Origin of the sequence: Actinocrinis sp., from assembly GCF_035938995.1 — a bacterium.
Lineage (GTDB): Bacteria > Actinomycetota > Actinomycetes > Streptomycetales > Catenulisporaceae > DASZGI01.
In genome coordinates, this window is sequence record NZ_DASZGI010000377.1 from 23761 (window position 1) to 37931 (window position 14171).

Sequence of the window (14171 nt, forward strand, 5' to 3'; positions counted from 1 at the left end):
AATTCGTTAATAATGCGGAAACCCGTGAGGGCCGGGATGCCCTCGACACAGGCAGGAGTACGCAGGATGCTGATACCCTTGCGCTCGCCAGGCTCCGCACCGCCGGACCCGCGCACCCGGGCCGGCCGCGCTCGCCCCCGCCGCCGGGCCGCTGCCGCGGCGGTCGCGCTGGCGGCCTCGGCGGCGCTGGTCGCCGCGGCGGGCCCGGTCTCGGCCAGAAGCGTGCCGACCGGACCCGGGCCGAACACCACGCCCCCGATCAACGATCTCGCCAAGACCCCCTACCAGGGCTGGAACACCTATTACGGCCTCGGCTCGACCTTCGACGAGCAGACCATCAAGGACGAGGCCAGCGCGATCGTGAACCGGGGTCTGGCGGCCGCGGGCTACAACTACGTCTGGATCGACGGCGGCTGGTGGAGCGGCACCCGCGACGCCTCAGGAAACATCACCGTCAGCTCCACCCAGTGGCCCGACGGGATGAAGGCGGTCGCCGACTACATCCACTCCCTCGGCCTGAAGGCGGGCATCTACACCGACTCTGGCATCAACGGCTGCGGCGGCCCCAACCAGGGCAGCTACGGCCGCTACCAGCAGGACGTCAACACGTTCGCCGCGTGGGGCTACGACGCGGTGAAGGTGGACTTCTGCGGCAGCGAGCAGATGGGGCTCGACCCGGCCACGGTCTATGGGCAGTTCCGCGACGCGCTGCTGAACAACAGCAGCCACCGGCCGATGCTGTTCAACATCTGCAACCCGTTCATCCCGGAGACCGGCGCCGCGCCCGGCAAGACCGCCTTTGACTCCTACAAGTTCGGCCCGAGCACCGGCAACTCCTGGCGCACGGACACCGACATCGGCTTCTCGGGCGACATCCAGTACTCCGACATGCTGCGCAACCTGGACGCCGACGCCGCGCACCCGGAGGCCGCCGGCCCCGGGCACTGGAACGACCCGGACTATCTGGGCCCTGAGCTGGGCATGACCGCGGCCGAGTCCCAGGCGCAGTTCTCCATGTGGTCGATCGTCGCGGCCCCGCTGATCATCGGCAGCGACGTGACCAAGCTTTCGGACGCCACCATCTCGATGCTGTCCAACTCCGAAGTGCTGGCCGTGGACCAGGATCCGCTCGGCATCCAGGGCACGGCGATCTCGACGGTCGGCGACACGCAGGTCTGGACCAAGCCGCTGACCGGTGGCGACGTCGCGGTCGCGCTGTTCAACCGCGGCGCCAGCCCGCAAGTCGTCTCGACGACGGCCGAGCAGGTCGGGCTCCAGCACTCGGGCGCCTACACGCTGCGCGACCTGTGGCAGCACACGACGACCGAGACGGCGGACGCGATTTCCGCTACCGTCGCCCCGCACAGCGTCGTGCTGCTGCGCGCCTCGCGTCAGAGCGCCGTCGGCAGCACCGCGCCGTCGACGGACCTGTCCCCGGCTACCGTCACGCCGACCGCGCAGGCATCGCTTCCCCTGGTGGCGCCGGGCGATACCTTCCCGGTCTCCGCGTCGTTCACCGACAACGGTCGGCTCGGCGTGCAGAACGTGACGCTCGGACTTGATGTCCCCGCGGGCTGGACGGCCACACCGGTCGGTTCGACGACGGCGGCCAGGCTCAAGACCGGGCAGTCGATCGCGGCGACCTGGCAGGTGACGGTTCCGCCGGGCACGATGCCGGGGCCGGACCAGCTGACCGCGACCGCCGGCTACGGCTGGTGGAGCGAACCCGACAGCGGGCCTTCGGTCTTCAATACCGTGACGGCAAACGAGTCGACCCAGGTCCAGGTGCCCGCCGCACCGCCGTCGGGGACCGGTCCGCTCAGCCACCATCCATGGCTTGACGCGTCAAGCGGATACCTCGTGCCGCGGGTCGATCTCGAAGATGCCGGAGGCGGACCGCTCGTCATGCACGGCGTCACTTACCCGACCGGCATCGGCACCGCGTCCGTGTCCACGATCGACTTCTACACCGGCGGTAACTGCACCGCGCTGAACGCGACCGTGGGCATCGACGATTCGGCCAACTGGACCCCGGCCGGTGGAACAGCCGTGTTCCAGGTCTACGGCGACGGCGTGAAGCTGTATGACAGCGGTCTGGTGACGCGTGCCGCGACCCAGGCGATGTCGGTCAACCTGGGTACGGCCAAGGTGGTCAGCCTGGTCGTCGGCGACGGCGGCGATGGCACCTACAACGACCGCGCGGACTGGGGCGGCCTGCAGATCACCTGCGGCGCACCCGTTGCGACCGTGCCCGCCGGGCCGTGGCCACACTTCGTGCCGCCTGCCGACGAGTCGGCGACGGCCACCAGCGCCAACGCCGGATACCCGGCGAGCAACGCGGTGGACGGCAACGTGACCACGCTGTGGCACTCGGAGTTCAGCCCGGTGCACGACCCGCTGCCGATCTCGCTCACGATCGACCTGGGAGCGGTGCAGACGGTCACCGGACTGACCTACCAGCCGCGGCTGGACGGCACCATCACCGGCACGATCACCGCCTACACCGTCGAGGTGAGCAGCGACGGCGTCAACTTCACGCAGGCGGCCGCGCCGGGAACGTGGACGCAGGACGCGCTGCTGAAATCGGTTCAGATCGCTCCGGTACAGGCCCGCTACGTGCGGCTTACGGCGACGGCGGGAGCCTATGGCTACGCGTCCGCGGCCGAGGTCGCGGTGGCGGTCCAGCCGCCGGCCTGAGCGGTGTACATGAAAGCGGTGCACGCGAACCGATGAACGAGCCGCCGAACGGACTGTCGGCGCGGTCGTCAGAGCCTTGCGAGGGCTCCCACGGCCGCGCCGGCGGGCCGCGCCTGCACTGGGAGCCCGGCCTGGGCGGCAAGGTCACGAGCCTTCGCTTCGGCGAACGCGGACGCGAATGGCTCGCGCCGCCGGTCCGGCCGCGCGCCGCGCCGGCACCCGGCCAGGACTGGGGCGACCTCGACTGCTCCGGCTGGGACGAGTGCTTCCCGAACATCGGCGCGTCGGCCGAGGGCGGCCTGGCGGACCACGGCGACGTCTGGCGAGTCCCCTGGCACGCTCCACTGACGACGTACTACGGAAGTGCCGCGCCACCCGACAGGGCGTACCGGTTCCTGCGCTATATCTCGGCTCAGAACGGTCTGCTGCGTGTCGACTACCGCGTCGAGAACATCGGCGAGAAGCCGCTGAACTGGTCCTGGGCGCAACACATGCTCCTGGCCGCCGACGAGCGGACCCGGATCATCGCCTCGTCGCCGATGCGGTTCCGGCTGGACAGCGCCTTCGAGGGCGGTGCCCCGTCAACGCGGTTCGACTGGCTCGCGCCCGAGGCGACACAGGTGGCTGAGATCACATTGGACAAGGCCACCGGCCGAGCCGCGAAGCTCTGGCTCGAGCCGCCGCTGCCCGCAGTCGTCGCCGTCATGGTCGAGGGGGGCGACTGGCTCGCGTGGTGGGTCGCCGACGCCCCCTTCCGGCATGTCGGGCTATGGGTGAACCTCGGCGGCTGGGGCGACGTACCGGTGCGCCACGTCGCGATCGAGCCGGCGTTCGGCGCCCACGACGCGCCCGCCCGCGCCTACTCGGCTCTCGATCCGCTCGCCGCGGGCCGGGCGAAGAGTTGGTGGGTGCTGGTCGAGGCCGGACGCGGCCGACCGGCGCTGGACGCGCTGCTGAGCTGCGCGGCGCACCGCAACTAAGAATTATTTATGCATAAATCTTGACGCGGCGGCTGCTTCGGGCAAGACTCGGGGCAGCAGCCACCCATGGCGGCGACGACCACGGGGCTCGGGGTCGGGGCGCGCGTCGAAGCGCCAGACCCGAAACGACCCATCCAGATCACCCTCACCAGAAGCGGAGTCACGACAGTGCGGACGAGGACGTTCGTGGTCATCGGCGCGGCGGGAGCGGTCACCGCGCTCGCCCTGGCCGGCTGCAGCACCGGCAAGGCTGCGGCGACCGGCACCGGTGCCGCCGCCCCGAAGAGCGGCGAGATCACCATCGCCTACCTGCAGAAGCAGGGCGACCAGCAGTACTTCATCGACGAGGCCAACGGCGCCAAGGCCGAGGCCGCCAAGCTCGGCAACGTCAAGATCGTCACGGTCAACCTGGGCACCGACTCGAACCAGGCGATCAGCGCGATGAGCACCGAGGTGGGCCAGCAGGTCGACGGCATCGCGATCGTGGTGCCGGACCAGAAGATCGGCCCCGAGGTCATCCAGGGCGCGGGCTCGATCCCGCTGGTGGCCAGCGACGACCCGATCACCAACGGCTCCGGCGCCGCGGCCCCGTTCGTCGGCTTCGACTCGGTGCAGATGGGCGCCAAGGTCGGCGCGGAGGCGGGCACGCTGTTCAAGCAATACGGCTGGTCCGCGGCGGACACGCACATCCTGGCCGTGTACTCGCAGGGCCTGTCCGACTGCCAGCAGCGCGAGCAGGGCGAGGAGCAGGGCTTCGCCACGGCCGCCGGGGCCAGTCCGCAGATCGTCAAGCTCGGCACCGACAACTCGGTGGTCGACGCCCAGAACAAGACCGGCGCGGCGCTCACCGCGAACCCGGGAGTGAAGCACTGGGTGGTCTGGGGCTGCAACGACGAGAGCGAGACCGGCGCGGTGACCGCGTTGCAGAACAGCGGCGTCGCCCCGGCGGACATCGACGGTGTCGGCCTCGGCGCCTACCTGACCTGCAAGGACTGGGCGGCCAAGAAGGACAGCGGCAACAAGGCGGCGCTGTTCATCGACGGACACGCGGTCGGCGCCACCGCCGTGGACGTGCTGGTCGCCAAGATCCGCGACGGCAAGGCGCTGCCCGCGCAGTCGATCGCACCGACCCAGATGGTCGACGCGGCGAACTTCGTGCAGGCGGGCGTGCAGTGCAGCTGACCGGAGCGCCTCAGCCCACTGAGCCTCCCGCGGCGGCGGCCGCGCGGCTTCGGGCCGAACGGATCGGCAAGTCGTTCGGCCCGGTGCACGCGCTCGCCGACGTCAGCCTCGACGTGCGGGCGGGCGAAGTACTCGCGCTGGTGGGCGAGAACGGCGCCGGCAAGTCGACGCTGCTGCGGGTGCTCTCCGGCGACCACGCGCCGGACTCGGGCCGCCTGCTGCTCGACGGCGAGCCGGTCGCCTTCGGCTCGCCGCGCGACGCGCACCGCGCCGGGCTCCGGGTCATCCAGCAGGAGCCTGAGATCGTCCCGCACGTATCCGTCGCGGAGAACGTGTACCTCGGCGCGCTGCCGCGCCGGGGCCGCGTCCTCGACAAGCGCACGCTGCTGGGGCAGGTCCGCGCGGACATCGAGCGCCACGGATTCAGCGGGCTGCTGGACCCGCGCACCCTCGGCTCCGACCTCTCCCCGGCCCAGCGTCAGCTGGTCGAGATCCTGCGGGCCCTGGTCGGCGAGGTGCGCGTCATCGCGTTCGACGAACCGACCTCCTCGCTCTCCGACCACGAGGTCGAGGCGCTGTTCGGGCTGATCCGGCGGCTGCGCGACGGCGGCGTCGCGATCGTGTACGTCTCGCACCGCATGCCCGAGATCTTCACCATCGCCGACCGGGTCGCCGTGCTGCGGGACGGACGCTACGTCGGCGACCGGCGGATCTCGCAGACCAACGAGGGCGAGCTGGTGCGGATGATGGTCGGCCGGGACCTGGCCGACATGTTCGTGCGTGACCCCCGCGAGCCCGGCGAGGTCGTGCTGCGCGTGCACGGCCTGACCACCGACGACGTGCGCGACATCGACCTCGAAGTCCGCGCCGGGGAGGTGGTCGGCCTCGGCGGCCTGGTCGGCGCGGGCCGCTCGGAGCTTGCCCTCGCCGTGGCCGGAGCGGTGCCCCTGCGCGCCGGGACCGTCGAAGTGGCCGGGAAACCGGTACGGCTGCACGGACCCGCGGACGCCCTGCGCGCCGGCATCGGCTTCGCCCCCGAGGAGCGCAAGGCGCAGGCGCTGCTGCTGCGCCGCTCCATCCGCGACAACGTCTCGCTCGCGATCCTCACGCGCATCACCCGGCTGCGGGTCGTGCGCCGCGGCGCCGAGCGCGACCTCGCCCGCCGCTACGTCAAGCAGCTCTCCGTCCGCGCCTCCTCGATCGAGCAGGAAGTCGGCACCCTGTCCGGCGGCAACCAGCAGAAGGTGGTGCTCGCCCGGTGGCTGGCCCGCCGTCCCAGGGTGCTGATCCTCGACGAGCCGACCCGCGGCGTCGACGTCGGCGCGAAGGCGGAGATCTACTCCATCGTCAACGATCTGGCCGCGGAGGGCATGGCCCTGCTGGTCATCTCCTCCGAGCTGCCCGAGCTGCTCGGCCTGTCCGACCGGATCGTGGTCATGCACGGCGGCCGGGTGTCCGGGCGGCTCTCCCGGGCCGACGCCACCGAAGAACGGGTCCTGGCGCTGGCTATGTCTGAGAACTCAACGGCCGCAAGCGCAACTGCCGAAAACGCCACTGGTACCGGAGCGACGACGTGACACAGACCGAAAGCCCGGCGGCGGCCACTCAGCCCGCGCCGGGCGCGAGCCCGAACCCGCTGCGTCGCGTCTTCGACTTCGTCGGCGTGCAGAACCTCAGCCTGATCGCCGCGCTGGCCGTGCTCTGCGCGGTCATCGGCTCGCGCAACTCGAACTTCTTCCTGATCTCCAACATCAAGACCATCGGGACCACGGTCGCCATCGTGGGCATCCTCGCGGTCGTGCAGACCGTGGTGATGCTGCTCGGCGGCCTCGACATCTCGGTCGGCTCGGCGGCGGGCCTGACCTCCGTGGTCTCGGCGATGGTGTTCACCAGCGCGTCCAGCGCCGCGTTCGGCATCCTGGTCGGCCTGCTGGTGGGCATCGCCGTCGGGATCCTCAACGGGGTGGTGATCGTCTACGGCCGGGTCAACGCGGTCATCGCGACCCTCGCCACCTACGCGGCGCTGCGCGGTCTGGCCAACCTCATCTCCGACGGCCGCGCCCAGGGCTACACCGGCACCGACTCCACGTTCGTGTTCATCGCCCGGGGCAGCGGGCTCGGCATCCCGATCCTGGTCTGGGTGCTGATCATCGTCGCCGCGGCGGTGTTCCTGATGCTGCGCTACACGGACATCGGCCGCAACATCTACGCGATCGGCGGCAACCCGACCGCCGCCCGGCTGGCCGGCATCAACATCAACCGCTACGTGGTCGGCTGCTATGTGCTCGCCGGGTTCGTCGCCGCCATCGCGGGAATCCTGCTGACCGCGCGCACCGGCTCCGGCCAGCCGACCTCGGGAAGCCAGGGCCTTGAGCTCCAGTCCATCACGGCGGCGGCGCTCGGCGGCGTGTCGCTGCAGGGCGGCAAGGGCGGCATCTCAGGGACCGTCATCGCCGTCATCCTGCTCGGAGTCCTGCAGAACGGGCTGACGATCCTGAATGTGAACTCCTTCTGGCAGGACATCGCCCAGGGCGCACTGCTGGTCGTGGCGGTGGTCATCCAACAGCGTCGCAGAGGGCTGCGTGCCTATGGCCTGCCCCGCTGAGCCCGCGACGCCCTGATCTTGGAACGGGATAGAGGAACCGCAATGACGACTTCACAGCGACCGGCCGACGGCGAGGCGGCGGCGGAAGCACCGGCGGAGCCCGATGCGCCGCGCCCGAGCCGCCTGCGCGAGGCGCTCCGCCGGGACCGGATCATGGCGATCGTCCGCTACCGAGGCGGCGGAGACGTGTCCGGGGCGATCGACGGGCTCGCCCGCGGCGGCGTCCGGGTCCTCGAGGTCACGGTCGACACGCCGGGCGCCTGGGACGCGATCGAGCGGGCCGCCGCGCGTCCCGAACTGGTCGTCGGCGCGGGCACGGTCACCGAGGTGGATCAGGTGGAGCGGCTGGCCGCGCTCGGCGGCGAGTTCGTGGTCAGCCCCGGGTTCGATCCCGACGTCGTCGCGGCGGCCCTCGAGCGCGGCCTGGAGCCGCTGCCGGGCGTCGCGACCGGGACCGAGGTGCTCGCGGCGCGCCGCGCGGGAGCCGAGTTCTTCAAGCTGTTCCCGGCCGGCTCCCTCGGCGTGCGGTATCTCACGGAGCTGCGCGGGCCGTTCGGAAAGGAGTCGTTCGTGCCCACCGGGGGGATTTCGCTCGCCCATCTCTGGGACTGGCTGGCGGCGGGCGCGTTCGCGGTCGCCTTCGGCAGCGAGCTGGCCGGCCGGGCTGCCCCCGGCACCGAGGAGGAGATCGAGTCGATCGCCGGGCGCGTCCGGGCCGCGCTGAGCGTGGTGGGCATCGTCTCATGAAGATCACGGCTCTGACGACGTACGCGGTGGCGCCCCGCTGGCTGTTCGTGCGGATCGACACGGACGAGGGCGTCACCGGCTGGGGGGAGCCGGCCCTCGAGGGCAGGGTGCGCACCGTGGCGGCGGCCGTGGACGAGCTGGGCGAACTGCTGATCGGCGCGGACCCGCTGCGGATCGAGGCGCACTGGCAGCTGCTGACCAAAGCGGGGTTCTACCGGGGCGGCCCGGTGCTGTCGTCGGCGGTCGGCGGGATCGACCAGGCGCTGTGGGACATCGCGGGCAAGGTCCGCGGCGTGCCGGTGCACGAACTGCTCGGCGGTCCGCTGCGCGACCGGGTGCGGGTGTACACGTGGATCGGCGGCGACGGCGCACAGGACGTCGCCGAGCAGGCCGAGCGGAAGGTCGCCGAGGGCTTCACGGCGGTCAAGATGAACGCCTCCGCCCAGCTGCGCCCGATCGACACGCCCGCGGCCGTCGAGCAGGTGGTGCGCCGGGTCGCAGCGGTGCGGGACGTGCTGGGGCCGGACCGGGACCTCGCGATCGACTTCCACGGCCGGGTCTCCACGCCCATGGCGCGCAGGCTGCTGCGGCTGCTGGAACCGCTCGCGCCGATGTTCGTGGAGGAGCCGATCCTGCCCGAGCACGCCGCGAATCTGGCCTCTGTCGTGGAGAGCACCGCGATACCCATCGCGACCGGGGAGCGGCTCTACTCGCGGTGGGATTTCCGGGCGGCCTTTGAGGCCGGGATCGCGGTGGCGCAGCCGGACATCTCGCACGCGGGCGGCATCTCGGAGGTGCGCCGGATCGCGGCCCAGGCCGAGACGCACGACGCCTTCATGGCCCCGCACTGCCCGCTCGGGCCGGTGGCGCTGGCGGCAGCCCTCCAGGTCGACTTCGCCATCCCGAACGTCCTGGTCCAGGAGCAGAGCCTCGGCATCCACTACAACGGCGAGGGCTCCGATCTGCTCGACTACCTGGCGGATCCGAGCGTGTTCGAGTACCGCGACGGCTGGGTGGAGCGTCCGCGCGGGCCGGGCCTCGGCATCGAGGTCGACGCGAACGAGATCGAGCGGGCGGCGGCGTGGGCGGCCGAGAACGGCTTCGAATGGCGCACCCCGATCTGGCACCACGACGACGGCGGCCTGGCCGAATGGTGAGTAGTGGAGCATGGGCAGACTCCTGACGATCGGCGAGACACTCGGCGTCGCGGTCACGGAGACCGGAGACCCGCTGCGTACGGCGCGCACGCTCCGGCTCTCGACCGCGGGCGCCGAGTCCACTGTCGCGATCGGCATGCGCCGGCTCGGCCACGAGGCGGCCTGGGTCGGCGTCGTGGGAGAGGACGAGATCGGCGCCCGGGTGCTGCGCGATCTGGCCGCCGAAGGAGTCGACACGCAATTCGCACGCGTCGATCCCGATCGGCCGACCGGCTTCATGATCCGTGAGCTGAGGACGGCCGAGTACACGCGTGTCACGTATTACCGCGACCGGAGCGCCGGATCCGGTCTCGCTCAGGCTGACGTCGAGGCCGCACTGACGGCTGACTCTGGACCCGACCTGGTCCACCTCACCGGCATCACCCCGGCCCTTAGCGCGACCTGCGCCGATGCGGTCCGCCGCGCGGTCGAGCTGGCCAGCCGCGCCCGGATCCCGATCTCGTTCGACGTGAACTATCGCAGCACCCTGTCCGGGAGTTCCGGCACCGCCGCCCTCGTCAAGGAGCTGCTGCCGCAGATCGACATCTTGTTCGTCGGGGACGACGAACTCGCGCTGGCCACTGACGAGACGGATCTGCGGCGCGCGGCGCGCGGGCTGCTGACGCGCGGTCCCGACGAGGTCGTGGTCAAGCGCGGCGCGGACGGAGCGCTCGCGGTGTCCGCAGACGGCGCAGAGGTCGAGCATTCGGCGGTCCGGGTCCGCGTCGTGGACGTCATCGGCGCCGGAGACAGCTTCACGGCCGGATACCTCGCGGCGCGCTGTGACGGACTTCCCCTCGCCGACCGGCTGCACTGGGCGACCATCGCCGCCGCGTGCACAGTCGGCACGCACGGCGATTGGGAGGGCCTGCCGACCCGCGCAGACCTGCGCCACCGTGGCGGCGGCTCCGTCACCGTGCGCTGATCCGGCCGCGCCCGCGCCGCCCACTGCCCGGCTTTTCCTCGCAGTAGCATTCGGACGTGGGCGACGCGTCGCGGGATCCGGACGAGATCGCGGATCTGGTGCGTTCGGCGCAGCACGGGGACGCGATTGCGATGAACGCGCTCCTGGATCGTCTGACGCCATACGTCGGGAGGCTGTGCGGACCTATCGCGCTGCAGGATTCCGCAGACGCGGCGCAGGAAGCCTTGATCTCGGTGTTCCAGAATCTGAAGGCACTCAACGAACCCGCGGCGCTCTACGGTTGGGTGCGCCGGATCGCCGTTCGCGAGGCGGTGCGGGTCGCGCAGCGATCGGCGAGAGCGCGACCTGCTGAGTTGGCCGAGCTCCCGGCGCCGGGAAGCCCCGAGTTGGCGGCGGACATCAGGGACGTCCTGGATCGGTTGTCACCCGAACACCGCGCAATCCTGGTGCTGCGGGAGATCGAGGGGCTCGACGAAAAGGACGCCGCGCAGCTGCTGCACATCTCGCCGGGCGCGGCGAAATCGCGGCTGAGCCGAGCCAGGAGCAGTTTCCGGAAAGCGTGGTCGTCATGACGGCAGACTGGCCGGTCGCGGAGATCGACGAGGTGCGGCGCATGCGCGTGCTCGCCGCGGCGATTCCCGGCGTCTCCTACGCTGAAGAACACTTCGATGCCTCCTTCGACCGCGTGTGGGAGTACATCGGCGACATGGAGCGCAGCATGCCCGCGCTGGTGCGCCTGTTCCGCGAATTCCGCATCGTCGAGCGCGAAGGCGAGCAGCTGAGGGCGCGCGCGGTCGGCTGGGTCGGCAACCGAGGAACGTTCGACGTCGTGCTGCGGTCGGGCTGGTGTCTGATGCAGGACCGGTTCGCTGTCGGGGGGTTCGCGGCGGTGCCCGAGGGCGAGGGCACGCGTGTGGCCGCATGTGGAGGGCCGCGCGTCCCCGGCGGCAAGGCGATCGGGTTGCTGTACGGGGGCGACCGGGGCGCGCGGCGGATTCTCAGGAGGCTGCGGTCAAACCTGGCGTGACGGGCGCGGCGAAGAACGCGACCGCCTCGTTCGCGATGGCTGCGGGCCGTTCCTCGGGCATCAGATGGCCGCAGCCGGGGACCACGACGCTCCGCATGTTCTCGGCATTGCGTCCGCCTCCGCGAAGCACGCTCGGCGGGATGACCACGTCCTGGTCGCCGCCGAGCAGCAGCGTCGGGACCGTCAGGCGCGCCGTGCGGAAGCGTCCGCCGAAGGGATGCGCAATGATCTCCCTCCACACGTAGGCTGCGTGCACCTGCTCACCTGCCCGAGCGCGTGCGGGTTCGCGCACGACGTCGGTGAACACGTCAAGCTCGTCGCGATCCCAGAGCTGCTTGTCGGCGACCCAATGCCGCAGCAGGAAACGCGTGAAGCCGGTGCGGCGGATGACGAAGCGGCCCAGTGGGGGCCACTCCATCAGGGCCGTGTGCCACATGCGCCACAGGTTCGGGGCCAGGCGCATGAACGGCGGCCACGGGTGTGTCATGTTCACGGAGATCAGGTGGCTGACACGGTCCGGGTGCCGGAGCGCGGTGATGAAGCCGACCCACGCGCCCCAGTCGTGGCCGATCACGTGGGTTCGCTGGAGCCCGAGTTCGTCCAGGACCGCGACGACGTCGTCGGACAGGCTCACGCCGCTGTAGCCGTGGCGCGGCGCGTCGGACCAGCCGAAACCGCGCAGATCCAGGGCGAGGACGCGGTAGTGCAGCGCGAGCAGCGGGATGACGTAGCGCCAGGTGTACCAGTGCTGGGGGAAGCTGTGCAGAAGCAGGACGGGCTCGGCGTCCTGGTGGCCGGCTTCGGCCAGGTGTAGGCGCACGCCCCGGACGGTGATGAAGCGGTGGGTCACGCCGGGGACGTCGGGCAGGGGAACGGACACGGGCAGCTCCTGTCTCGGGGCTTCGATGGTGCTGACGTATCGAGGAGGAGCCGACCCGGCGATTCGTTTCTCACGATCACCGAGTACTCATACGTGTCCTGCATCACAGCCGCAGTGCGCGCTGTGCCGATCGTCGGACACGCAAACGCGTGGCCCGTCCCGCCCGCAGCATGGTGGGCACCGGCTGTCGCCATGACCAGCTGCCAGAACAGCCGACTCCTCCCGCACGGCGCAGCGCTTCCTGCTGCGGGCGAGGTCGGATCGCAGGTGCGGCGACACGTACTGATCGCCTACACGTGCACCCTGGCCTCGCGTGCGGATTGATGCAGCGCTGTCTGATGCCACAGAAATGCCACGGATTTGCCACGCCCGTCGGCGACGCTGGGATGCGGACCCAGGTGTCTGCGATAACCCACCGAGGCTGGCACTAACGGGCGTCCCGCGCTTCGGTAACCGGCAGCCAGCCGAAGACGGGTCGAGCCGAGGGCTTGGACAACTGCGCGGGGGTGCAAGCGTCCAAGCCCTCGGTGTTCTGGTGCTCCAACCCCCTCGCCACTGATCTGTGACCGCGGCAGTCGCACCTCCCGGGACAGAGCAGGCACCTATCCTGTTGTTTCTGACTCTGCGGGGCACGAATCCCAGAGCTTTGAAACGGGGAAGGGCTGATCACATGGCACGGGATGGCGCTCTCGACGCGGATCACTGGCAGCGACGGCTTGATGCGCTCGCCGCCGAGCACGGCATTCCGGGGGCTGTGCTCGGCATCATGCGGCTGCATCGCGACGGCGAGGACGAGCTGGTGCAGGAGGCGTATGGCGTGCTCAACAATCGCACCGGCGTCGAGGTGACCACCGACTCGATCTTTCAGATCGGCTCGATCACGAAGGTCTGGACGGCGACCATGGTGATGCGGCTGGTCGAAGAGGGCCGCCTCGACCTCGACGCGCCGGTCGTCGACGTCCTGCCTGAGCTCAAACTCGCAGATCCTGAGGTTTCCCGGCAGCTCACCCTCCGGCACCTGTTGACGCACAGCAGCGGCATCGACGGGGACATCTTCACTGACACCGGGCGTGGCGACGACTGCCTGGAACGTTACGTGGCCTTGCTGGAGAAGGCGGCACAACACCAGCCGCTGGGAGCCACCTGGTCCTACTGCAACTCAGGGTTCGTGCTGATCGGCCGGGTCATCGAGAAGGTCACCGGAAAGACGTGGGACCAGGCCCTGCACGACTACGTCTGCACGCCGCTGGGCGTCGAATCAGTGTGCACGCTGCCGGAGGAGGCCATTCTCCAGCGTGCCGCCGTCGGCCATATGGACCCGGTGGACGGCGCCGCGCCGCGGCCCACCACGCTTTGGCAACTGCCGCGCTCGACCGGACCGGCCGGTGGGATCATCACCACGGCCGCCGCGCTCCTGACGTTCGCCAGGATGCACATGACCGGGGGCCTGGCCGCCGACGGATCCCGGGTGCTGTCGGCGGAGAGCACCGCCGCGATGGCCGCCCGGCAGGTCGACCTGCCGGACAAGCGCCACAGGGGCGACTCCTGGGGCCTCGGCTGGACGCGCTTCAGCTGGGACGGCAAGCGGCTGATCGGCCACGGCGGGAAGACGATGGGCCAGACGGCGGAACTGTACCTGCTGCCGGAGCAGGGCCTCGCGGTCGTCATTCTCACGAATGCGGACACTGGCACGCCGCTGTTCGCCGATCTGTCGCGCGAGATCTTCACCGAGGTGGCCGGGCTCCAGCCGCCGCAGCCGCTGGAGCCCGCAGATCCCGCCGTCGAGGTGGACTTCGCACCTCATCTGGGCCGGTACGAGCGCGAGGGATACACCTTCGACGTGTTCGAACTCGAAGGTAAGCCATGGATGCGCATGACGCTTTGGGGAGCACTGGTCGAGCACCTCGACAAGACCGTATACGAGTACGAACT

Annotated in this window: 12 protein-coding genes; 11 read left to right on the forward strand and 1 reads right to left on the reverse strand. The window is 70.5% G+C overall.

Annotated features, from left to right (window positions below):
• Nucleotides 1-66: 66 nt before the first annotated feature.
• The 10 genes from VGZ32_RS26110 to VGZ32_RS26155 all read left to right on the forward strand — a co-directional run bounded on the left by VGZ32_RS26110 (nt 67) and on the right by VGZ32_RS26155 (nt 11359).
• Complete coding sequence (locus VGZ32_RS26110) at nt 67-2697, forward strand: NPCBM/NEW2 domain-containing protein (RefSeq protein ID WP_326888862.1); 2631 nt, start codon at nt 67-69, stop codon at nt 2695-2697.
• Nucleotides 2698-2729: 32 nt separating this feature from the next.
• A complete protein-coding gene (locus VGZ32_RS26115) occupies nt 2730-3677 on the forward strand; it encodes a hypothetical protein (protein WP_326888863.1) in 948 nt (315 codons plus the stop codon).
• A 168-nt stretch (nt 3678-3845) separates the two neighbouring features.
• Nucleotides 3846-4859, forward strand: a complete 1014-nt coding sequence (locus VGZ32_RS26120; RefSeq protein WP_326888864.1) for a substrate-binding domain-containing protein — start codon at nt 3846-3848, stop codon at nt 4857-4859.
• Complete coding sequence (locus tag VGZ32_RS26125; RefSeq protein ID WP_326888865.1) at nt 4850-6436, forward strand: sugar ABC transporter ATP-binding protein; 1587 nt, start codon at nt 4850-4852, stop codon at nt 6434-6436. Before VGZ32_RS26120 ends, VGZ32_RS26125 begins: the two co-directional genes overlap by 10 nt.
• On the forward strand, nt 6433-7464 hold the full coding sequence (locus VGZ32_RS26130; RefSeq protein ID WP_326888866.1) for an ABC transporter permease: 1032 nt from the start codon (nt 6433-6435) through the stop codon (nt 7462-7464). Before VGZ32_RS26125 ends, VGZ32_RS26130 begins: the two co-directional genes overlap by 4 nt.
• A gap of 42 nt (nt 7465-7506) precedes the next feature.
• Nucleotides 7507-8211, forward strand: a complete 705-nt coding sequence (locus VGZ32_RS26135; RefSeq protein ID WP_326888867.1) for a bifunctional 4-hydroxy-2-oxoglutarate aldolase/2-dehydro-3-deoxy-phosphogluconate aldolase — start codon at nt 7507-7509, stop codon at nt 8209-8211.
• Nucleotides 8208-9368: a galactonate dehydratase gene (gene dgoD / locus VGZ32_RS26140; RefSeq protein WP_326888868.1), complete on the forward strand. Its 1161-nt coding sequence runs from the start codon at nt 8208-8210 to the stop codon at nt 9366-9368. The genes VGZ32_RS26135 and dgoD overlap by 4 nt, the downstream gene beginning before the upstream one ends.
• A 10-nt stretch (nt 9369-9378) precedes the next feature.
• Nucleotides 9379-10332 carry a sugar kinase gene (locus VGZ32_RS26145; protein WP_326888869.1) on the forward strand — a complete coding sequence of 318 codons (954 nt, stop codon included), beginning with the start codon at nt 9379-9381 and terminating at the stop codon, nt 10330-10332.
• A gap of 56 nt (nt 10333-10388) precedes the next feature.
• The gene (locus VGZ32_RS26150; protein ID WP_326888870.1) at nt 10389-10904 is read left to right on the forward strand and encodes an RNA polymerase sigma factor; all 516 of its coding nucleotides are present in this window, start codon (nt 10389-10391) and stop codon (nt 10902-10904) included.
• Nucleotides 10892-11359 carry a hypothetical protein gene (locus VGZ32_RS26155; protein ID WP_326888871.1) on the forward strand — a complete coding sequence of 156 codons (468 nt, stop codon included), beginning with the start codon at nt 10892-10894 and terminating at the stop codon, nt 11357-11359. Before VGZ32_RS26150 ends, VGZ32_RS26155 begins: the two co-directional genes overlap by 13 nt.
• Here VGZ32_RS26155 and VGZ32_RS26160 read toward each other — a convergent pair.
• Nucleotides 11331-12239: an alpha/beta hydrolase gene (locus VGZ32_RS26160; RefSeq protein WP_326888872.1), complete on the reverse strand. Its 909-nt coding sequence runs from the start codon at nt 12237-12239 to the stop codon at nt 11331-11333. The two genes, VGZ32_RS26155 and VGZ32_RS26160, sit on opposite strands and share 29 nt — an antisense overlap.
• Before the next feature lie 670 nt (nt 12240-12909).
• On the opposite strand from VGZ32_RS26160, the gene VGZ32_RS26165 reads away from it, so the two are divergent.
• On the forward strand, nt 12910-14171 hold a 1262-nt coding region (locus VGZ32_RS26165; RefSeq protein ID WP_326888873.1), incomplete at its 3' end, for a serine hydrolase domain-containing protein.

Excerpts from the sequence above, each read along its gene's own strand:
- VGZ32_RS26135 (WP_326888867.1), top strand. The coding sequence starts at position 7,507 with ATGACGACTTCACAGCGACCGGCCGACGGCGAGGCGGCGGCGGAAGCA.
- VGZ32_RS26115 (WP_326888863.1), top strand. The coding sequence starts at position 2,730 with ATGAACGAGCCGCCGAACGGACTGTCGGCGCGGTCGTCAGAGCCTTGC.
- dgoD (WP_326888868.1), top strand. The coding sequence starts at position 8,208 with ATGAAGATCACGGCTCTGACGACGTACGCGGTGGCGCCCCGCTGGCTG.
- VGZ32_RS26110 (WP_326888862.1), top strand. The coding sequence starts at position 67 with ATGCTGATACCCTTGCGCTCGCCAGGCTCCGCACCGCCGGACCCGCGC.
- VGZ32_RS26145 (WP_326888869.1), top strand. The coding sequence starts at position 9,379 with ATGGGCAGACTCCTGACGATCGGCGAGACACTCGGCGTCGCGGTCACG.